Here is a 24,154-nt window from a genome sequence, read left to right as displayed (position 1 = left end):
CGAGTACCGCAGCGGTCTCGTCGACGCCGGGATCGGGCTGATCGCCCTCGGTGACCCCGAGGTCGACCGTCGGCTCGCCGCGCGCGACGACAGCCCGCTGCCGGACCGCTGGACCGAGCCGGGTGCGATGGACCGGCTCGCGTACGTCATCACGACATCGGGGTCGACGGGCAAGCCGAAGCCCACGCTCGTCAACGCCGGCGGCATCTACAACATGTACGCCTGGTACCGCACCGCGATCGTCCTGCGCCGGGGTGCGGGCGTGCTCGTCGCGCAGTCGCCCCGGTTCGACTCGACCCAGAAGAACATCTGGAACACGTTGGCGTACGGGTGCTTCATCCGCGTCGTCTCCGAGGGCTTCGACCCCGAAGAGGTCGTGACCGTGCTGCGGGACGAGGACATCTCGCTGCTCAACCTGGCCCCCAGCGCCTACGAACTGCTGGTCGAGATGGACCCCGACGCGACCATCGCGACGATCGACACCGCCGTCGCCGGTGGCGAGTACAGCCTGCCCGCGGTCTACCGGACCATGCTCGGCACCCGGACCCGACTGCTGTGCACCTACGGACCGACCGAGACGGCGGCCACGTCGTCGGCGGTCGCCTACGACCTCGAGTCCTACGACGCGCCGCCCGCCGGCGAGGTCCGCGACATCGGACCGATCCCGATGGGACGCCCCATCCCGAACGTGCGGCACGTCGTGCTCGACAACCGGCTGCGGCCGGTCCCGGTGGGTGTCGTCGGCGAGCTCTACATCGCCGGGATCGCACCGGCCCGCGGCTACGGCGGGATGTTCGGGCTCACCGCGACGCGATTCGTCGCCGACCCGTGGGGTCCTCCCGGCTCCCGCATGTACCGCTCGGGTGACCTGGTCCGGCGTCTGCCCGGCGACGACACCCAGTTCGTCGGCCGGTCCGACTTCCAGGTGAAGGTGCGCGGACTGCGCATCGAGCTCGGCGAGATCGAGTCGGCGTTGACCGACATCGACGGCATCCGACAGTCCCTCGTCGTCGCACACGGCGAGGCCTCGCGGGCCCGACTTGCCGCCTACGTGGTGGGCGAGAACGGTCGCGACTCCGTCTCCGTCGACGACGTCCGGCACCGGCTCGCCGCGCGTCTGCCCGACTACATGGTCCCCGAGGCGATCATGGTCCTCGACGCGTTCCCACTCAGCGTCTCGGGCAAGACCGACCGGAAGGCGTTGCCCGAACCCGACTTCGGCGCCGCCGATGCCGCCGCCTCCGTCGTCGCCCCGCGCACCCCGCTCGAGGAGGTGGTCGCCGGGTTGTTCGCCGACGCCGTCGACGCCGAGAGGGTCGGCGTCACCACGTCGTTCTTCGAGCTCGGCGGCAACTCGCTGAGCGCCGTCCGGCTGGCATCCCGCCTCACCGAGACCCTCGGTGTGCCCATCCGGTTGCGCACTCTGTTCGAGGAGCCGACCGTCGAGAAGGTCGCCCAGGTCGTCGAGCGCGCACGGGCGACGGACGGCTGCGCGACGGACGCCGACGCCACCGACGACGTCGCCCAGGTCCGGTTCCCCGGCCCCGTCGTCGACCGGCCCGACCGCATCCCGCTGTCGCTGGCGCAGCAGCGGCTGTGGTTCATCAACAGCTACGACACCACCTCCGGCGCCTACAACATCCCGATGACGCTGCTGCTCACCGGCGACCTCGACATCGACGCGCTCAGCGCCGCGCTGGTGGATCTCGTCGACCGACAGCAGACGTTGCGCACGATCTACCCGGGCGGACCGCAGGGCCCGCACCAGGTGGTCGTCCCCACCATCGACGCGCTGCCCCCGGTCCGTGTCGACGTCGTCGACTCCGGTGAGGTCTGGGAACGCCTGCGCGAGTTCGCCACACCGGGATTCGACGTCGCCACCACCGTCCCGGTCCGCACGGCGCTGTGGCGCCTGGCCGACGGTGACGAGGAGTCCGGACCGCCGAAGCACCTGCTGGTGTTCGTCGTCCACCACATCGCTTCCGACGGCCTGTCGATGCGACCGCTGATGACCGACCTGCTGACCGCCTACCAGGCCCGTCTGCACGGCGGGTCGCCGCAGTGGACGCCGTTGGCGGCGCAGTACGTCGACTTCGCGATCTGGCAGTCGGAGACCTTCGGCGACGCCGCCGACGACTCCTCGCCGGCGCGCCGGCAGCTGGAGTTCTGGCGGCGCACGCTCGCCGGCTCGCCGGAGCTGACCGGACTGGCCACCGACCGGCCGCGCGCCGGCTCCCGCTCGGGTGTCGGTGCCACGCACCCGTTCTTCATCGAGCCCGACCTGCACGCCCGCCTCGTCCGGCTGTCCAACGCCACCGGTGTCTCGCGGTTCATGTTGCTGCACACCGCGCTCGCCGTCCTGCTGGCGCGTCTGAGCAACGAGACCGACATCGTCATCGGCTCCCCGATCGACGGCCGCGGCAGCGAGCAACTCGACGACATCGTCGGCATGTTCGTCAACACCCTGGCGCTGCGGACCGAGATCGGCGAGAGCGCCACGGTCCGTGACCTCCTCGGCGAGATCCGACGCCGCGACCTCGAGGCGTTCGCACACAGCGACGTCCCCTTCGAGCAGGTCGTCGACGCGATCGCCCCCACGCGGACCTCGTTGCACACACCGCTGTTCCAGGTGGTGCTCAGCGTCAACGGCTCCAACCGCATGTCGATCGACCTCGACGGACTGACCGTCGACCCGGGCGCGATCGACACCAACTACAGCAAGTTCGACCTGACGTTCGACCTCACCGAGAACGTCGACGCCTCCGGTGCGCCCGCGGGCATCGCCGGGTTCCTCGGCTACGCCGTCGACATCTTCGACACCTCGACGGTCGAGGCGCACGCCCGACGGCTGGTGCGCATCCTCGAGGGGATGGCGGCCGATCCCGACGCGATCGCCTGGGAGATCCCCCTCCTCGACAGCGACGAGCGCGCGGACCTCCTGCCGGTGCGTGGCCCGCAGACCGATGCCAGGGGCACGCTCGACGAACTGCTCGTGGCCGCCGCGGCGATGGACCCCGACCAGGTGGCGATCGTCGACGGGGACACCACCATCACCTACGGCGAACTCGACCGCCGCGCCCGCCAGATCGCCCGTGCGCTGATCGCCCGGGGACTCGGCGCGGAGGACGTCGTCGCCCTGGGCATCACCCGGAGCATCGCGTCGGTCCTCGCCGCGTGGGGTGTGACCCGCAGCGGTGCGGCGTTCGTCCCGGTGGATCCCACCTATCCCGCGGACCGCGTCGAGCACATGCTCGTCGACTCCCGTGCCGCACTGGGCATCACGACCGCCGACGACATGGCGGGCCTGCCCGGCGTGGTCGAGTGGCTCGACATCGACGGACCGGACATCACCTCCCGTCCCGACGGGCCGGTCGGTGCGGACGAACTCGTCCGACCGGTGCATCTCGACGGATGCGCCTACATCATCTACACGTCCGGGACGACCGGGAAGCCGAAGGGCGTCGAGGTCACCCACGCGGGACTCGCCCCCTTCAGCGCCGAGCAGATCGACCGGTACGACCTCACACCCGCGGCGCGCGTCATGGCTTTCGCGTCACCGTCGTTCGACGCGTCGATGCTGGAACTGCTCATGGCGACCGGTGTCGGGTCGACGATGGTGATCGTGCCGCCGGGTACCTACGGCGGCGACGATCTCCGTGAGGTGCTCGTGCGTCACCGCGTGACGCACGGGTTCATCACGCCGGCCGCGCTGGCCTCGGTCGATCCCGAGGGTCTCGACGACTTCACCCACTTCTCCATCGGTGGCGAGGCGGTCCCGACCGACCTCGTCACGCGCTGGGCACCCGGGCGCGCGGTCCTCATCGGCTACGGGCCGACCGAGACGACCATCATGGTGACGATCACCGACCCGCTGGTCGCCGGTGAGCGGCAGACGATCGGGTCGGTGGTCCGCGGCGCGTCCGCGGTCGTGCTCGACGCCCGCCTGCGCCCGACACCGATCGGCGTCCCCGGCGACCTGTACGTCTCGGGACCCGGTGTCGCACGGGGGTATCGGGACCGCCCGGGTCTGACGGCCGAACGGTTCGTCGCCGACCCGTACGGTCCCCCCGGCGGAGTCATGTACCGCACCGGCGACGTCGTGCGGTGGGCTCGGGTCGAGGCCGCCGACGGGTCGTCCCGACTGGAGCCGGTCTACGTCGGTCGCTCCGACCACCAGGTGAAGGTGCGTGGTTTCCGCATCGAGCTGGGGGAGATCGAGGCGGTCCTCGGTGCCCATCCCGCGGTCGACTACGTCTACGTCCTCGGCGTGACCGGACCGACCGGTGACACCGCGCTCGCCGCCTACGTGCAGCCGTCTCCGGGCTCGACGATCGACGCCCGCGACCTCGCCGACCACGCCGCGCAGACCCTGCCCAAGCACATGGTGCCCGCGGCCATCACCATCGTCGCGTCGCTGCCGCTGACACCGGTCGGCAAGATCGACCGCAGGGCGCTGCCCGCGCCGGAGTTCCTCGGCGCCGCACGGGAGTACACGGCACCCCGTACCCCGATGGAACGCATCGTCGCCGGAGCCTTCGCCGAGGTGCTCGGCGGTGAGGAGATCGGCGCGGACGACTCGTTCTTCGACCTGGGCGGCAACTCTCTCGCCGCGACGCGCGCCATGGCGCGCATCAACGAGTCGCTCGGTGTGCGACTCGGGGTCCGGATGTTGTTCGAGACGCCCGGTGTCGCCGATCTCGCCGCCGCGATCGAGGCGTCACCCGACCTCGCCGGCGACGCCGTCGCACCGCTCACCGCCACCGACCGACCCGAGCGGATCCCGCTCTCGCTGGCGCAGCAGCGGATGTGGTTCCTCAACCGTCTGGACCCGACCGCCGCCGACTACAACATCCCGCTCGGTCTGCGTCTCGCCGGCGAACTGGACGTCGACGCGCTGACCACCTCGCTGGTCGATCTCGTCGCGCGGCAGGAGATCCTGCGCACGATGTACCCGGATTCGGTGGACGGGCCGTACCAGCGCATCCTCTCCGTCGACGAGTTCTCGATGCCGCTCGAGCGGTACTCGGCCGACGACGAGGACCGGATCCGCGAGATCTGTCTCGACGCGGCCGGTCGCGGCTTCGACGTGACGTCGGCGCCGCCGCTGCGCGCGCTGCTGGTGCAGGTCGCCCCCGACGACCACGTGCTGCTGCTCGTCATCCACCACATCGCCGCCGACGGCTCGTCGCTCGTGCCGCTGGCCACCGACCTCATGACGGCCTACACCGCGCGGGTCGCCGGTGAGGAGCCGCGGTTCCGGCCGCTGTCCGTGCAGTACGCCGACTACGCGATCTGGCAGCAGAGCGTGATGGGCTCGCCCGACGACCCCGAGTCGGTGACGGGTCGCCAACTGCGTTTCTGGCGTGAGCATCTGGCGGGTCTGCCGGATCTGTTGGAGATCCCGACCGATCGCCCGCGCACCGATCGTCGCTCCCTGGTCGGCGGCGAGGTCACCTTCCGGATCGACGCGGCCCTCCAGCAGCGGTTGCACCAGATCGCGACGGAGACCGAGTCGACCATGTTCATGGTCGTGCACACCGCGTTCGCGGCCCTGCTCGCCCGGCTCGCGGGTACGGCCGACGTCGCGGTCGGCACCCCGACGGCCGGGCGCACCGCGTCGGCCGTCGACGGGCTCGTCGGCATGTTCGTCAACACGTTGGTGATGCGGACCCGGATCGCCGGTTCGGACACCTTCGTCGACGCGCTCGCCAGGACACGTGAGGCGGATCTGGCCGCGTTCAACAACTCCGACGTCCCGCTCGAGCAGGTCGTCGAGGCCGTCGCGCCGGTGCGCACCCGGAAGTACGCGCCGCTGGTGCAGGTCAACCTGACGATGCAGAACATCGAGATCCCCACCGTCGAGCTGCCCGGGCTCAGCGTGACCCCGCTGGAGTGGGGAGTGCGGTTCGCCAAGTCCGACGTGGGGATGACCGTCTCGGAGACGTTCGGTGCCGACGGTCGCGGTCGCGGCGTCGACGTCCTGCTCGACTACGCCGTCGACATCTTCGACGAGGAGACGGTGGCCGCGATGGGGGAGCGGTTCGTCGCCGTCCTGTCCGCGATCGCCGACGACCCGCGGGTGACGGTGGGCGACATCGACATCCTCACCGACGCCGAGCGTGACCAGCTCGAACAGACCGGTGACAGCGATCCCCGTGGTCGCGGGGCCGACACCGACGGACTGCGGGGCCGGTCGCTCGACGAACTCCTCGCGACCGCCGCCCGCATCAACCCCGGTGGCGTCGCGCTGTCGCACGGCGGTGTCGACGTGACCTACGGTGAGCTGCAGGCGAAGTCGACCGAACTGCTCGCGACACTGGGGTCGGTCGGCATCGGCCCCGAGGCCGCCGTGACCATCGCGCTGTCCACCCTTCTCCCGGGCCTTCTCGACGACAAGGGCGGTACGTTCGCCGAGCAGTTCTCGGGGATGCTCGCCTCGGTCATCGCCGAGTCCGGCGAGGCGCCGTCGACCGACGCGCTCACCCTGACCGACCTGTTCGTCGAGCAGGTACGGCGCACGCCGAGCGCCCCGGCACTGGTGTTCGACGGTGAGACGCTCGGATACGCCGAGTTCGCCGAGCGCTCGAACCGTCTCGCCCGCCACCTCGTCGAGGCCGGTGTCGGACCGGATGTCCATGTCGCGCTGGCCATGCGCCGTTCCTTCGACCTGCTGGTCGGCATGTACGCCGTCGTCGCGGCCGGTGGCGCATACGTCCCGGTCGATCTCGACCACCCCGCGGAGCGCATCGCCTACATCCTCGACAGCGCGCGCCCGGCGGCGGTCCTCACGACCACGCGCGACGGCTTCACCCACGACGGCGCACCGGTGCTCACCATCGACACCCTCGACGTCGCCGGCCGGTCGGGCGAACCGCTGACCGATGACGAGCGCACCGCGCCGTTGCGGCCGGACAACACCGCGTACGTGATCTACACGTCCGGGTCCACCGGGCGACCCAAGGGCGTCGCGGTCACCCACCGGGCGATCGTGAACCGACTCCGGTGGATGCAGTCGGAGTACCCGATCGACGGTGCCGACGTCGTGATGCAGAAGACGCCTGCGACGTTCGACGTGTCGGTCTGGGAGTTCTTCTGGCCGTTGCAGACCGGTGCGCGCCTCGTCGTCGCCGCGCCGGACGGCCACCGCGACCCGGCGTATCTCGCGCGGCTGATCGCCGAGACGGGCGTCACCACACTGCATTTCGTGCCGTCGATGATGTCGGCGTTCACCACGACGCTCGATGCGGAGTCGGGACCCGACGGACCGATGGGTGCGCTGTCGACCCTGCGTCAGGTGTTCGCCAGCGGCGAGGCGCTCCCGCCGCACGTCGCCGCCCGGATGGTCGCCATGTCCGGTGCCCCGATCCACAACCTCTACGGCCCGACCGAGGCCGCGGTCGACGTCACGTATCACCCCTACTCCGCCGCCGACACCGACACCGTCCCCATCGGGCGTCCGGTCGCGAACACCGGGGTCCACGTGCTCGACGACCGGTTGCGTCCGGTCCCGCCGACGGTGTCCGGTGAGCTCTACCTCACCGGGGTGCAGTTGGCGCGCGCCTACGTGGGACGACCCGATCTCACCGCCGACCGGTTCGTCGCCGACATCACCTCGGCGACGGGGGAGCGGATGTACCGCACCGGCGACGTGGTGCGGCGCCGTCCCGACGGCGAGCTGGAGTACATCGGGCGTTCGGACTTCCAGGTGAAGCTGCGCGGCCTGCGCATCGAACTGCCCGAGATCGAGGCCGCACTGACCGAGGTGGCCGGTGTCTCCGACGCCGTCGCCGTCGTCGTCGAGGCGGCGGGCGACGCCCAGCTGGTCGCGTACGTCGTCGGGCCGATCGCGGCCGAGGCGGTCCCGGAGGTGCCCGGCGAGATCCCGACGACGCACCCGCTGTTCGACCACCTGCGGTCGCGGCTGCCCGCCTACATGGTGCCCGCCGCGGTGATGGTGCTCGACGCGTTCCCGCTCACCGCCAACGGCAAGCTCGACCGACGCGCCCTGCCCGAACCCGACTTCGCCACGAGCACGGTCGAATTCGTCGAACCGACCACGGAGCTCGAGATCGCGATCGCCGGGATCTACGGCGACGTCGCCCGGCGGGACAGGGTCGGCGCCCGCGACTCGTTCTTCGACATCGGCGGCACCTCCCTGGGCGCGACGCGGGTCGCCGCCCGCATCCAGGCGGCGCTCGGGGTGGCCGTGGGCGTGCGGGACGTGTTCGACCACCCGACGGTCGCGGATCTGGCCGCACTGCTCGACGGCCGCGAGGCGACCTCCGACCGTCCGCAGCTCGTGCCGCGACCCCGTCCGGACCGGGTACCGCTGTCGCCGGCGCAGGCGCGCATGTGGTTCATCAACCGGTTCGACCCGTCGTCGCCGGCGTACAACCTGCCGCTGCCGGTGCGTCTGTCCGGTGACCTCGACGTCGCGGCGCTGCGGTCGGCGATCGTCGACGTCGCCGACCGGCACGAGGCGCTGCGCACGGTGTACCCCGACTCCGCCGACGGCCCGTACCAGGTCGTGCACCCCGCCGACGAGGCGGTCGCGGCGATCTACCGCGAGGTGACCGTCCACGTCGACGAGGTCCGGTCGGAGATCGTGCGGTCCGCGATCGCCGGCTTCGACGTGACCACCGGCTTCCCGGCCCGCATCGTGCTCATGCGGCTGTCGGGCACCGCCCGTGCCGCCGACGCCCAGTACGTGCTGATGCTCGTCGTGCACCACATCTCCGCCGACGGTGCGTCGCTCGCACCGCTCTTCCGCGACCTCGTGGTCGCCTACGAGGCACGGCGGACCGGGGTCGCGTCGTCCCAGGCGCCGCTGCCGGTCCAGTACGCCGACTTCGCGCTCTGGCAGCGGGATCTGCTCGGCGACGAGGACGACCCGACGTCGATCGCGTCGCAGCAGATCGAGTACTGGCGGCGCACGCTGGCCGGGGTGCCCGAGTCGCTGGACCTGCCCACCGACCGGCCGCGGCCGGCGGTCGCATCGCTGCGCGGCGACGCCGTCCGGTTCTCGCTCGACCCCGGCTTGCGCCGCCGGCTCACGGCGGTCGCGCGGGCGCACGACGTCAGTCAGTTCATGGTCGTCCACGCCGGACTGGCGATCCTCGCCGAGCGGCTGTCCGGGTCGAACGACATCGCCATCGGCACACCGATCGCCGGACGGGGCGAGGAGGCGCTCGACGAGCTGGTCGGCATGTTCGTCAACACCGTCGTGCTGCGCACCGAGGTCGACCCGGATCTCACCGTCGCGGAGCTGCTCACCACGGTGCGCGCCGGCGACGTCGACGCGATGGCGCACGCCGACGTGCCGTTCGAGCGGCTCGTCGAGGTGCTCGACGTACCCCGCTCGACGGCCCACCATCCGCTGTTCGGGATCGCGCTGTCCTTCGACAACAACGAGGCCCCGACCCTCGAGCTCCCGGGGCTGCGCGTCGAGGTCGCCGACGCCGACGTCGAGATGGCGAAGTTCGACCTGCAGCTCACCGTCGGCGACAACGCCCCCGACGACGAGCCCGCACCCGCGACGTTCACCTACGCGACCGACCTGTTCGACCAGTCGACGGTGCAGACGTTCGCCGATCGTCTCGTGCGCATCCTCGACGCGATCGCGACGGACCCGTCCGCCCGGGTCGGGTCGATCGACATCCTCGCGCCCGCGGAGCGTGCCGCCCTGCAGGCCGTCGAGGGTCCGCGGTCGGTGGCGCCCGCGACCCTGCCGGAACTGCTGCAGCGGGGTGTGCACATCTCCCCGGACGGCCCCGCTCTCGTCCACGGCGACACGTCGCTGTCCTACGCGGAACTCGACGCCGTGAGCAACCGCGTCGCCCGACGGCTGATCGCGCACGGTGCGGGACCGGGAACCGTTGTCGCGCTGGGCATGCGCCGATCGCTGCACTCCGTCGTGGGGATCTGGGCGGTCGCGAAGACCGGTGCCGCGTACCTGCCGATCAACCCCGAGTACCCCGACGAACGGATCAGCACGATGCTGACCGACTCGCGGGCACTCCTCGGTCTCACCGTCGCGACCGACCGCGACGACCTGCCCGCCGACGTCGAGTGGCACGACCTGGCCGCGATCATGGAGGGCGAGGGCGACGACGGCCCCGTCACGGACGCCGATCGCACCGCACCCCTGCGGATCTCCGATGCCGCGTACCTGATCTACACCTCGGGCTCGACCGGCACGCCGAAGGCGGTCGTGGTGACCCACGCAGGCCTGGCGAACCTCACCGCCGACGTGGTCGAGCACTACGCGGTGCGATCGGACTCGCGGGTGCTGCACGTGGCGCAGCCGAGCTTCGACACCTCTGTCGGCGAGATGCTGTCCGCGTTCGGTTCCGGTGCAGCCCTCGTGGTCGCGCCGCAGGACGTCTTCGGCGGCGACGAACTCGCACGGCTCATCGTCGAGCAGCGGGTCTCCGTCGTCGTCATGACACCCACGGCGCTGATGACCGTGGATCCCACCGGTCTCGACGGTGTCGATTCGCTGGTGGTCGGCGGCGACGTGTGCACGCCCGAACTGGCTGCGCGCTGGGCGCCGCGACTGCGCAACGCCTACGGGCCCACCGAGACCACCGTCATCAACACCATCACCCCCGGTCTCGACCGCGGTGACCGCGTCACCATCGGCGCGCCACTGCGTGGTGTGGGGGTCCGTGTCCTCGACTCCCGCCTGCGGGTGGTGCCGCGCGGTGTCGTCGGCGAGCTGTACCTCGCGGGACCGGGCCTGGCGCGCGGCTACCACGACCGTCCCGCCACCTCCGCCGAACGCTTCGTCGCCGATCCGTTCGGCTCCGACGGCGCACGGATGTACCGGACCGGCGACCTGGTCCGCTACAGCCTCGACCCGACCGCTCCGACCAACGCCCTGGAATACGTGGGGCGTAGCGACTTCCAGGTGAAGGTCCGCGGGTTCCGTGTCGAGCTCGGCGAGATCGACCGCGCGCTCGTCGACGCCGGTGACCTCGAGTACTCGGTCACGCTCGGTGTCGAGGGGCCCGACGGTGCGACCGCGCTCGCCTCCTACGTGCTCCCGCGTTCGGGGCGGTCGGTCGACACCGACGCCCTCACTGCCGCGGTGGCGGATCGTCTTCCGGGCCACATGGTCCCCGCGGCGGTGATCGTCCTCGACGAGATCCCGTTGACGCCGATCGGCAAGCTGGACCGGCGTGCGCTCCCGGCACCGGAGTTCACGGTGGTCGAACGGGAGTACCGCGCACCCGAGACCGATCTCGAACACACGATCGCCGAGGTGTTCTCCGACGTCCTCGGGGTCGACCGCGTCGGCCGCGACGACTCCTTCTTCGACCTCGGTGGGAACTCGCTGAGCGCCACCAAGGTGGTCGGGCGGGTCGGCTCCGCACTCGACAGCTCGGTGGGGGTGCGCGAGCTGTTCGCCGCGCCGACCGTCGCCGGGCTGGCCGAACGCATCGCCGGCGGACAGACCACACGACCGCACCGTGCCCCGTTGGTGGCCCGGCCGCGGCCCGATCAGATCCCGCTGTCGTTGGCGCAGACCCGGATGTGGTTCCTGAACCGGTTCGACCCCGACTCACCCGCCTACAACATCCCGGCCGCCGTGACCCTCGTCGGCGACCTCGACGTCGCCGCGCTGCGCACCGCCGTCGCCGACGTGGTCGCCCGGCACGAGTCGCTGCGCACGGTGTACCCCGACTCGGCGAGCGGGCCGCACCAGGTGATCCTGCCCGCGGGACAGGCGATCCCGGACGTCGAGCTCGTCGAGGCCTCGGCCGACGACCTGCCGGACGCGTTGCGCGCGTTCGTCTCCGCCGGGTTCCGCGTCGACGACGTCATCCCGATGCGGATCCGCTTGTGGCGCATCGACGCGCAGCGCCATGTCCTCGCCGCCGTCGTCCACCACGTCGTGGCCGACGGGGAGTCGATGGTGCCGTTCGTCGCCGACCTCGCGACGGCCTATGCCGCGCGGTCGACCGGCGACACGCCGCAGTGGCGTCCGCTGCCGGTGCAGTACGCGGACTACGCCATCTGGCAGCGGGAGGTGCTCGGCGACGAGGACGATCCGACCAGCCTGCTGTCGGCGCAGATCGGGTACTGGCGCGACGCCCTGGCTGCGCTCCCGGACCAACTGGAACTGCCGACCGACCGTCCCCGCCCGCCGGTGCAGTCGCTGCGGGGGAGTCAGCACCTCTTCGACATCCCGGCATCGATCCATGCGCGGGTCGCCGACCTCGCCCGGTCCCGTAACGCGTCGACCTTCATGGGTTTCCACGCCGCCTTCGCGGTCCTGCTGTCCCGCCTCGCGGGCAGCCGCGACATCATCGTCGGAACGCCGATGGCAGGTCGGGGTGAGCGTGAGCTCGAGGGCGTGATCGGCATGTTCGTGAACACGCTCGCGTTGCGCCTCGACGTCGACGGTTCCCTCGGTTTCACCGATCTCGTCGACGCGGCCCGCGATCGCGACTCGTCGGCCTTCAGCCACGCCGACGTGCCGTTCGAGCGGTTGGTCGAGGTGATCAACCCTGTCCGCTCGACCGCACGGCACCCGATCTTCCAGGTCGGCCTGTCGTTCCAGAACATCGCACGGCCGAGCCTGGAGTTGGCCGGCCTGCGCATGGAGCCCGTCGAACTCCCCGACGGTGTCGCCCAGTTCGATCTGCACCTCATCCTGTCCGACACCTACGACGACTCCGGCGCGCCGGCGGGTGTGCACGCCGCCATCACGTTCGCCGACGACCTGTTCGACCGGTCGACCATCGAGGACGTCGCGCAGCGCTTCGTGTCGTTGCTCGAGCGCCTCCTCGCCGAGCCGGACCGGCCGATCGGCGATGTCGAGATGCTCTCGGCGGCAGAGCGCGTCGAGGTCGTCGAGGAGCGCAACAACACGACGGTGGTCCTCGCGCCCACCACGTTGGCCGACATCCTGGCGTCGGCGTTCGTGGCGTACCCGTCCCGCGTCGCGATCGACGCCGACGGGGACGCCGGATCCGGTGACGCCGCAGGCACCCTCGACTACGCGACCCTCGGGGGCCGGGTCAACCGGTTGGCGCGTGCGCTGATCGACCGGGGAGTCGGTCCGGAGACGGTCGTCGGGCTCGCGATGCCGCGATCGGTCGATCTGATCGTCGCGATGTACGCGGTGACCACCGCCGGTGGTGCCTATCTGCCCATCGACCCCGACCACCCCGCCGACCGCGTCGGCTACATCGTCGACAACACCGCGCCCACGCTGGTGCTCGTGAGCGGCCCTGCACCCGAGGCGCTCTCGGCATCGCAGACCCTCACCGCCGACCGCGTCGTCGACATCGGCGAGCTGGATCTGCACGGGTACTCCGGCGGCACCGTCGCCGACTTCGAGCGCCTGCGGACGCTGCGGCCCAACGACGTCGCGTACGTCATCTACACGTCCGGGTCGACGGGTCGACCCAAGGGCGTCGCGGTGCCGCACTCGGCGATCGTCAATCAGCTGAACTGGCTGTCGGTGCAGTTCCGCCTGACCGCCGACGACGCCCTGCTGCTGCGCACACAGGCCACGTTCGACCTGTCGGTGTGGGAGTACTGGTGGGCCGTCACCGCCGGTGTCCGCCTCGTCGTGGCCGCCCCGCAGGGGCATCGCGACCCCGCGTACCTCGCCGAGCTCATCGAGCGTCGGCGGGTCACGGTCACGACGTTCGTGCCCTCGTTGCTGTCGGCGTTCCTGCTCGACATCCGACCGGAGCAGATCGCGAGCCTCACCACCGTGCTGTGCATCGGTGAGGCGCTGACCGCCGACACGGTCACCCGGTTGCGCGCCGTCAGCGGTGCCACGGTGCACAACCTCTACGGCCCCACCGAGGCCGCGGTCAGCGTGACGCACCAGCAGGTGCCCGCCCGCATCGACGACGGTGCCGTCCCGATCGGCCGGCCCGAGTGGAACACCGGGGTCTATGTCCTCGACACCCGGTTGCGTCCCGTCCCCGACGGCGTCACCGGTGAGCTGTACATCGCCGGTGCCCAGCTCGCGCGCGGGTACCTCAACCGCTCCGACCTGACGGCCGACCGCTTCGTGGCCGACCCGTTCGGGCGCGACGGCGCACGGATGTACCGCTCCGGCGACCTGGTCCGCTGGGCGCGTGTCGGCGACGACCCGACTCCCACTCTCGTCTACGTCGGACGCAGTGACTTCCAGGTGAAGGTGCGCGGTCTGCGCATCGAACTCGAGGAGATCGAGCGTGTGCTCGCCGCCGTCGCGTCGGTCGACAGCGCGGTCGTGACCGTCCACTCCGACGCCGGCACCGGAGAGCACATCGTGGCCTACCTCGTCCCGGTGCGCACCGCCGACGGCCCGGCTGAACTCGACACGCGCGCGGTCCTCGCCGAGGCCGCCGAGGACCTGCCGTCGTACATGCTGCCGACGGTCACCGTCGTCCTCGACGTGCTGCCGCTGAACATCAACGGCAAGCTCGACCGGACGGCGTTGCCCCGACCCGACTTCTCCACCGCCGCAGCGCATCAGGAGCCGCGTGGACCGGTGGAGGAGATCGTCGCCGCGGTCATCGCCGACATCGTCGGCGCCGAGCGCGTGGGGGCGTTCGACAGCTTCTTCGCCGTCGGCGGCAACTCGCTGTCGGCGACCCGGGTGGTCGCGCGGATCAACGACGCGCTCGGGTCCTCACTCACCGTCCGCGATCTCTTCACCGACCCGACCGTCGCCGGCATCGCCGCGGCCGCCGACCACAGCACGGGTACGGATCGGCCACGCCTGCAGGCGATGGCACGCCCGGCGCAGATCCCGTTGTCGCCGGCGCAGACCCGCATGTGGTTCATCAACCAGTTCGACACGTCGTCGCCGGCGTACAACATCCCGGCGGTGCTGCGTCTGACCGGCGAGGTCGACGTCGAGGCGCTGCGTTCCGCCGTCGCCGACGTGGTGGCCCGCCACGAGGTCCTGCGCACCCGGTACCCGGCCGACGCGAGCATCGACGGCCGCGACCGCGCACCGCGGCAGGAGATCCTGTCGCCCGAGCAGGCCCGCGCCGGAGAGGTGCTGACCGTCCGGACGCTCGACGGCCTCGAGGCCGCCCACGCGGCCGTCGCCGACCTGGTCACGACCGGCTTCGACGTGGCCGCGTCGGTACCGGTGCGGATGGCGTTGCTCCAGTTCGCCCCGGACGAGGCCGTCCTCGTCGTGGTGGTGCACCACATCTCGGCCGACGGCGCGTCTGTCGCCCCGCTGGCACGCGACGTGATGGTCGCCTACGGCGCACGGCATTCCGGTCAGGAGCCGACCTGGGGTGCACTGCCGGTGCAGTACGCCGACTACGCGCTCTGGCAGCGCGCGGTGCTCGGTGACGAGAGCGACCCGACATCGGTTGCGGCGCAGCAGCTCGACTTCTGGGCGACGACCCTCGACGACATCCCCGAGGTCATCGACCTGCCGCTGGACCGTCCGCGTCCGCCGGTGCAGTCGGTGGCCGGCGCGCAGGTGCGGTTCGAGGTCGACGCGGCCACCCGCACGGGCCTGCAGCGGCTGGCCAACGCGCACGGCGCGACGATGTTCATGGCGGTCCACGCCGCGTTCGCGGTGTTGCTGTCGCGGTCGGGCGGCACCGACGACGTGGTCGTCGGCACCGCCGTGGCCGGTCGCGGTGACGCGGCACTCGACGATCTCGTCGGCATGTTCGTCAACACCCTGGCCCTGCGCACACCCGTCGACCGGTCGGCCGGTTTCGGTGATCTGCTCGAGTCGGTGCGCGACGTCGACGTCGCCGCCTTCACCCACACCGAGATCCCCTTCGAGCGGCTCGTCGAGGACCTGGCGCCGGAACGGTCCACGTCCTTCTCGCCGCTGTTCCAGGTGGTGCTCGCGTTCGGCAGCACCGATCAGCCGGACCTCGAGCTGCCGGGTCTGCGGGTGTCGGGGCTCGAGGTGGACACCACGACCACCAAGTTCGACCTGCAGTTGACGGTCGCCCAGTCGTCGACCGACGGCGGCGGCTTCGAGTGCGTGATCACCTACGCGACAGCGCTGTTCGACGAGTCCACCGTCGACGAACTGGGTCGACGGTTCGCCACGGTGCTCGCCGCCGTCGTCGCGGACCCGCACACACCGGTCGGCGACATCGAGATCCTCGAGCCCGAGGTGTCGGAACGGTTGCGGCACATGACGTCCCCGGCGGCGCCCGAGCGATGCGTCCTCGGTGACGTGTTCACGCGCGCTGCGGGCACGGCGCCCGACTCCCTGGCGGTCATCGGGGAGGACGAGCGCATCACGTGGTCCGACCTCGACCACCGCGCGCGCCGGGTCGCCCGGGCGCTGCGCGACCGTGGCGTCGTGAACGGGACACCGGTGGGTCTCGCGATCGGCCGGTCGGTCGAGTCGATCACGGCGTTCTGGGGGATCGCCGCCGCCGGCGGCGCCGTCGTGCCGATCGATCCCAACTATCCGTCCGACCGCGTCGAGCAGATGGTCGCCGACGCGGGCATGACGATCGGGCTCACCGTCGACGAGGTGGCCGGTGGACTCCCGCGCGCCGTCGACTGGATCGACATCCGGGCGATCCCCGCCGACGGCGATGTCGAGAGCGCCTGGGCGCAGCCGTCTCTGGACGATCTCGCCTACATCATCTTCACCTCCGGCTCGACGGGACGGCCCAAGGGTGTCGCGGTGACCCATCGCGGCATCGCCGACATCGTCACCGAGTCCCGCGAGCGGCTCGGTGTCACACCGGAGTCGCACGTCCTGCACTTCGCGTCGCCGAGCTTCGACGCGTCGGTGTTCGAGATCCTGCTCGTGACGAGCGGTGCCGGCGCCCAGGTGATCGCCCCGCCGCGCATGTTCGGCGGCGACGAACTCAGCCGCCTGATGCGCGCGGAGAAGGTCACCCACGCCTTCGTGACCCCGGCTGCGCTGGCCACCGTGGATCCGTCCGACCTGCCCGACCTGCGCGTGGTGATGGTCGGCGGGGATGCGTGTCCGCCGGAACTGGTGCGACGCTGGGTGACCGCGTTGCCCGACGGGTCCACGCGGTCGATGTTCAACCTCTACGGGCCGTCCGAGGCGACCATCTGGTCCACCGCGACCGAACCGCTCGTCCCCGGGGTGCAGGTCACCATCGGTGGGCCCGTCACCGGTGTGCGGATCGCGGTTCTCGACGACCGCCTGAACCCCGTGCCCGTGGGGGTTCCCGGCGAGTTGTACATCGCCGGGGACGTCCTGGCCCGCGGCTACGTCCAGCGTCCCGGCCAGACCGCGGAGCGGTTCGTCCCGGACCCGTTCGGCCCGCCCGGATCCCGCATGTACCGCACCGGCGACCTCGTGCGGTGGCGCCGCATCGGGGACCGGCTGGAGCTGGAGTTCAACGGCCGCACGGACTTCCAGGTGAAGGTGCGCGGGTTCCGGATCGAGCTCGGCGAGATCGACGCGGTGTTGGGTGCGCAGCCCGACGTCGAGTTCGCGACGACCCTCGGACTGCCGCACCCGGTGTCCGGCGCGACGATGCTGGTGTCGTACGTGCACGGACGGGTGACCGACGTCGCGGACCTCACCGCACGGGTCGGTCGGAACCTGCCCGCGCACATGGTCCCCTCGGTCGTCGTCGTGCTCGACGAGATCCCGCTGACCCCGGCGGGCAAGCTGGATCGCCGCGCCCTGCCCGCGCCCGAGTTCGGCGGGTCGACGGCGCCGTCGCGGGCGCCGTCCGATCCCGTCGAGGAGAAGCTCTGCCGTCTGTTCGCCGAGACACTCGGCGTCGACGAGATCGGTGTCGACGACTCGTTCTTCTCCCTCGGCGGCGACAGCATCATGGCGATCGGTCTGGTCACCCGGGCTCGTGACGCCGGGCTCGTCTTCACCCCGCGCGACGTGTTCGACCGCCGGACGCCGGCCGAGCTCGCCGGCGTGGTGACCACATCCGCGCAGGCTGCCGAGACGGTCCTGCCCGAGCTCGCCGGCGGCGGGGTCGGGACGCTGCCGTTGACGCCGATCATGCAGTGGCTCATCGGTACCCGCCGCGAGTACCGCACGTTCTCCCAGGCCAACTTCCTCACCCTGCCGCGCGATCCCGGTTCCCGACGCCTGTCCGTCGCGGTCGACACACTCCTGGCGACCCACGACGCGCTGCGTGCGCGGCTGGTGCTCCCGGACGCCGACGGCGCCCGGCCGCACCTGGACGTGCGGCCCGTCGGTGCGGTGACCGCGGCCGACGTGCTGCGGCGCGTCGAGATCGACGACGAGCCCGGCACACCCGGTTTCGTCGAGACCGTGCGTCGCGAGGCCGCCGCCGCCGACGACCGGCTCGACCCGCAGGCCGGCGTCATGGTGCAGGCCGTCTGGTTCGACCCGTCGGCTCGCCTCGGCGACGAGGCCACCGGGCGGCTCTACATCGTGATCCACCACCTCGTCGTCGACGGTGTCTCGTGGCGGATCCTCCTGCCGGACCTCGTCGTCGCGTGGGCTCGTACGGACTCCGACCAGGGGTCGGCCGACGAGCCGGTCGCCCTCGGTGAGGTCGGCACGTCCCTGCGGACATGGGCGCACGCACTGGCCGAGTCGGCCCCGTCCTTCGCCGACGAGGTCGACAGGTGGGCACAGATCGTGTCGGTCGACGACCCGCCGCTGGGCACTGGACCGCTCGATCCCGTGCGGGACACCGTGTCCACGATGGGCCGGATCACCGTCGACATGCCCGTCGATGTGTCCGACGCGGTCCTGCGAGAGATCGGCCCCGCCTATCGGACCGGCGTCGACTCCGCCCTGCTCACGTCGTTGGCGGTCGCCGTGCGCCGGTGGCGGCTGCGTCGGGGTGTCGACGCCCCGGGTCTGCTCGTCGAACTCGAGGGCCACGGCCGCGAGGAGTTCGCGGTCGCACCGACATCGGGTGGCGCGCGCGCCGACCTGCACCGCACCGTCGGGTGGTTCACCACGACGCGACCGGTCCGGCTCGACCTGGCCGGTGTCGACGTCGACGCACTCGTCGAGTCGGATGACGCGACCGCGGCGGGCCGGGCGATCAAGGCCGTCAAGGAGGACCTGACGGTCGTGCCGGGTGGCCACGGCGGCATCGGTTTCGGGGTGCTGACCCGTTTCGGAGGCCCCGAGGCCGACGTGCTGCGCGGTCGCGGTGAGCCGCAGATCGCCTTCAACTACCTCGGTCGCGTCTCGGCGGGGGAGAGCGACACCGCCGAGTTCGGGTGGCAGCCCGCCACCGACGTCGACGGGTTGGGCGGATCGATGGATCCCGGCATGGTGGTGCCCGCCGCGCTGACGATCAACGCGATCGCCACCGACACCGCAGACGGGCCAGTGGTGTCTGCGTCGTTCGCCTTCGCCGGCGAACTCCTGCACGAGAGCGACATGCGGGAACTGGCCGACGACTGGGTCGCCGCGGCCTCCGCGCTCACCCGTCACGTCCAGGCCGGGGTCGTCGGTGGTCTCACCCCGTCCGACGTGCCGCTGGCACCGGTGACGCAGGACGACATCGACGTCATCGAGGCCGCGCACGGCCGTGTCGACGACGTGTGGCCGCTCGCGCCGCTGCAGGCCGGTCTGCTCTACCACTCCGAGGTCGCCGGCGCGGACGCCGTCGACATCTACACCGCGCAGGTCGTGTTGGAGCTGCGCGGTCCGCTGGACGCCGATCGGATGCGCGCCGCGGCCGACGCGGTGATCCTGCGCAACCCCGTGCTGCGCAGCGCTTTCCACGCGACCCGCGACGGGATCCCGGTCGCGGCGGTCGTCGCCGACGCACGCGTGCACTGGGACCGGGTCGACCTGTCCGGGCGCGACGACGCACTCGACGAGGCGGACCGTCTGCTCCGCGCGCACCGTCTGGACCGGTTCGACATGGCCTCCGCGCCGCTCATGCGGTTCCTGGTCGTGGATCTCGGCGTCGACGACTCGGGCGCACCCCTGAGCCGGATGTCGATGGTCAACCACCACATCCTGCTCGACGGGTGGTCGGGTCCGCTGCTGATGCAGCAGTTGCTCGGCCTGTACGCGATGGGCGGCGTCGACCATCTGCCGCCGGCCGAGCACAGCTACCGCGACTTCCTCGAGTGGCTGTCGCGTCGGGAGCCGGGAGCGGCGCTGGGGGCGTGGCGTCGGGCCCTCGACGGTCTGGACCGCCCGACAATGCTGGTCGACCGGACCGCGGCCGCTGTCGGTGCCGAAGACGGCCACGACGTCGAACTCGACTCCGTCGCAGCAGATTCCGTCGTCCCGGTGGACCGTGTCCTGGAATTGGACGAGCCGACCGCCGCCGGGCTGGCCGAGCTGTCCCGCGATCGCGGGATCACCGTGAACACCATGCTGCAGGCCGCCTGGGGCCTGGTGCTCGCCCGGTCGCTCGGCTCCGACGACGTCGTGTTCGGTGCGACGGTGTCCGGCCGGCCGCCCGAGGTCCCCGACGTGGGCAGCATCCTGGGTCTGTTCATCAACACCATCCCGGCCCGCGTCCGCCTCGACGAGCGCGAGACCGTCGTCGGGCTGTTGGAACGGGTGCAGTCCGAGCAGGCGGGTCTGCTCGATGCGCACCACGTCGGGCTCCCCGCGATCCAGCGGGAACTGGGCGTCGGCGCGCTGTTCGACACACTGGTCGTCTTCGAGTCGTATCCGATCGACCGGGACTCGCTGGAGCAGGGTGCGTCGATCGACGGACTGTCGGTGGACGGTGCCTCGGTCAACGACGCGTCGCACTACCCGCTGACCGTGCTGGGTCAGGCCGACCCGCACCTGTCGGTGACCCTGCGGTATGTGCCGGCTCTGGTGTCCGACGCCCGCGTGGCGGATCTCGCGGCGCGGTTGCAGCGGGTGCTGTCGGCGTTCGCCCGGGCGAGCGCCACGCCGGTGCGCGACATCGACCTCGTCGACCCCGCGGAGATCGCGGCGCAGCTGCGCGCCTGGAACGACACCGACCGCGTCGTCGAGGACGCGACGGTCGCGCAGTTGTTCGCGCAGCGGGTGGCGAGCACCCCGGACGCCGTCATGCTCGTCGACGGGGACACCCGGCTGACGTTCGCCGAGTTCGACGCCATGGCGAACCGGCGGGCCCGTGTCCTGATCGCCCACGGCATCGGGCCCGACGACGTCGTGGCGGTCGCCATGGCGCGCTCCGTCGAGCAGCTGGCGACGGTCCACGGCATCCTCAAGGCCGGCGCGGCCTACCTGCCGGTCGACGTCGACGCCCCGGCCGAGCGTGTTGCCGGGATCGTGGCCGAGGCCGGTGCGCGCTGTGCTGTCACCGACGCCGACAGGCTCGCTCGGCTGCGGTCGATCGTCCGCCCGGTGGCGTGCCTGGATCTCGCGGCCCGCGGCCTGCGGCACATCGACGACGCGCCGATCGCGCCGTCGGAGCTGCGCGGGAGGGTGCACCCGACGTCGCTCGCCTACGTGCTGTTCACCTCGGGCTCGACGGGACGGCCGAAGGGTGTGCAGATCACCCAGCGCGCCCTGACCAACCAGGTGCTCTGGATCGCCGAGGAACACGGGATCGACGCCGACGACACCGTCCTGCTCAAGACCCCGTTCACGTTCGACGCCTCGGTGTGGGAGATGTTCACGCCCGGGCTCGTCGGGGCGACGACCGTCGTGGCGGGTCCGCGCGCCCACACCGAGCCCACCGAGATGGTCGACCTCGTCGATCGTCACGCGGTGACCGTCGTCCAGTTCGTGCCGTCGGTGCTCGCCGTCTTCGTCGAGTCGGCCGGTGAGGCAGCGCTGTCCGGCCTGCGCATCGTGTTCAGTGGTGGCGAGGCGCTGCCGCGGTCACTGGCCCGGAATGTCGCGCAGCGCAGCGGTGCTCGCGTGGTCAACCTGTACGGGCCCACCGAGGTGACGGTCGACGCGACATCCGCCGTCGTCGTGGCAGGCGATCGGCCGGCGCTGAACGGGACCGCCCCGACCGAGTCACGGACACCGGCGGGCGCCGAGGTCGTCCCGATCGGCCGGCCGGTGTGGAACACACGCGGGTGGGTGCTCGACCGGTGGCTGCGCCCGTGCGTCGTGGGGGCCGTCGGCGAGTTGTACCTCGGTGGCGACCAGCTGGCCCGTGGATACCTCAACCGCCCGGGGCTCACCGCGGAACGGTTCGTGCCCAGCGTTCTCGGGGCCTCCGGGTCGCTGATGTACCGGACCGGCGACCTCGTCCGCCGGATGCCCGACGGATCACTGGACTACGTCGGCCGCGTCGACTTCCAGGTCAAGCTGCGTGGTCTGCGCATCGAGCTCGAGGAGGTCGAGGTCGTCCTCGCCCGGCACGAGTCGGTCTCGCAGGCCGCGGTCGTGATCCGCGAGATCGCCGGCCGGGAACAGCTGATCGCCTACGTGACAGGCGATCTCGGGGCAGCAGTCGACACGTCGGTGCTGCGCGAGTTCGCGGGACGCGCGCTGCCGGCGTACATGGTCCCCGAGGTGATCGTCGTGCTCGACGAGTTCCCCCGAGGACGCTCGGGCAAGATCGACCGGCAGGCCCTGCCCGTCCCCGACGTCGCACGTGTCGAGCGCCGCGCGCCGTCGACCCCGGCCGAGGAGACGCTGGTCCGGATCGTCGGTGAGCTGCTGGGCACCGAGGTGGGCGCCGACGACTCGTTCTTCGAGGTGGGCGGCGACAGCATCGGGGCCATGCAGCTGGTGACCCGCGCCCGTGCGGCGGGACTGCAGTTCACCGCCCGCGACGTCATCGAACACCGGACGCTCGCCGCTCTCGCGCGTCGCGCCGAGAGCACCGTCGACGCCGCGCCCGGGTCCGACCGACGCAGCGGTCGCGCGGAGGCGACTCCCGTCATCCGCAAGATGATCGAGCGCGGCGGTGACATCACCAGGTTCGTGATGCCGATGGCGTTCATCGTCCCCGGCGACGTCACCGCCGATCAGATCGCGCGTGTCATCGGCGCTGTCGTCGACGCGCACGACGTCCTGCGGTCACGGTTCGACCCCACGGGTGCGCTCGAGGTGGGCCCGCCGGGAACCGTCGACGTGGCCGCCGCGCTGACACGGATCGATCTGGATGCCGAGTCCCTGCCGGCGACCGACGGGTACACCGCGATCCTGCGGAGCGCGGTCGGCGACGCCATCGACCTGCTCGATCCGCAGTCGGGCGCCATGATGCGGCTGGTCTGGCTCGCGCCGCCGGTCGGATCGGACCACACCGGTCGTCTCGTCGTGGTGTTGCACCACCTCGTCGTCGACGCCGTGTCGTGGCAGATCCTGCAGTCCGACATCGCGGTGGCGGGCAGCCAGGTCTCGGCCGGCGACGCGCCCACACTTCCCGGCACGGGGACGTCGTGGGTCGACTGGAGCGAGGCCGTGCACGCCGCCGCGCCCACCCGCCGTGGCGAACTGGACCACTGGGTCGAGATGCTCGACGTGGAGGACCCCGACCTGGGGACGCGCCGACTCGACCTGACCCGTGACAGCGTCGACCGCCTGGCGCGCCTCGAGGTGGAGATCCCTGCGGACATCGTCGAACCCCTCACGGCGAGTGTGCGATCCGGTCCCGAGGCCGAGACGGTCGCCGACCTCCTCATCGCCGGACTGGCTGCTGCTGTCGTCGGGTGGCGGGCCGATCGTGGGATCGAGGCACCGGGGGCGTTGTTGACGCTCGAAGGTCATGGCCGCCAGGAGGCGGTCGCAGCACGCGACGTGGACCTCTCGCGCACCGTGGGCTGGTTCACCTCGATGTTCCCGACCCACGTCGACCTCGACGGCCGGTCGGCGGTCGACATGCTCGACGACCCGCAGGCGGCGGCCGCCGTGGTCTCTGCCACGCGGCAGGCGATGGCCTCCCACCCCGACCGTGGCGTCGGGTACGGGATGCTGCGCTACCTGGACCCGGAGGGCATCGAGCGGCTGGGTGGCTTCGCAGAACCGCAGATCGTCTTCAACTACATCGGCGCGATCCCGGGCGCCGACGCGGCCGCCGACATCGGCGAGGTCGCGTGGTTCCCGGACGTCGCAGGACCCGCTCTGCTCGACACGTCCGACCCCGCCGCACTGGCGCGGGGCAACCGGATGCCGGCTCAGGCGGAGATCGACATCCAGTCGATGTCGACGACCGGCGACGACGGACGTGTCGTCCGGGCGCAGATCACCTGGCTCGACGACGCGATCGACGCCGACGACCTGACCGAACTCGTCGACCACTGGAAGCTGGCCCTGCGCGCCATCGTCGACCGCGCCCGCGACTGA

At 71.5% G+C, this 24,154-nt stretch carries 1 protein-coding gene (cut by a window edge); it reads left to right on the top strand.

Going from position 1 to position 24,154, the window contains the following annotated elements; all coding sequences use genetic code 11:
- Nucleotides 1-24,154: the 3' portion of a non-ribosomal peptide synthase/polyketide synthase gene (locus tag ACXVUM_RS02490; protein WP_458520292.1), read on the top strand. It extends 9,986 nt beyond the left edge of the window; the window shows 24,154 of its 34,140 coding nt (coding positions 9,987-34,140); the start codon falls outside the window, past its left edge; it ends in the stop codon at nt 24,152-24,154.

The organism is Williamsia sp. SKLECPSW1 (assembly GCF_054332755.1).
The sequence above is the reverse complement of the archived record's forward strand: the minus strand, read 5'-3'. Positions and strand labels throughout refer to the sequence as shown.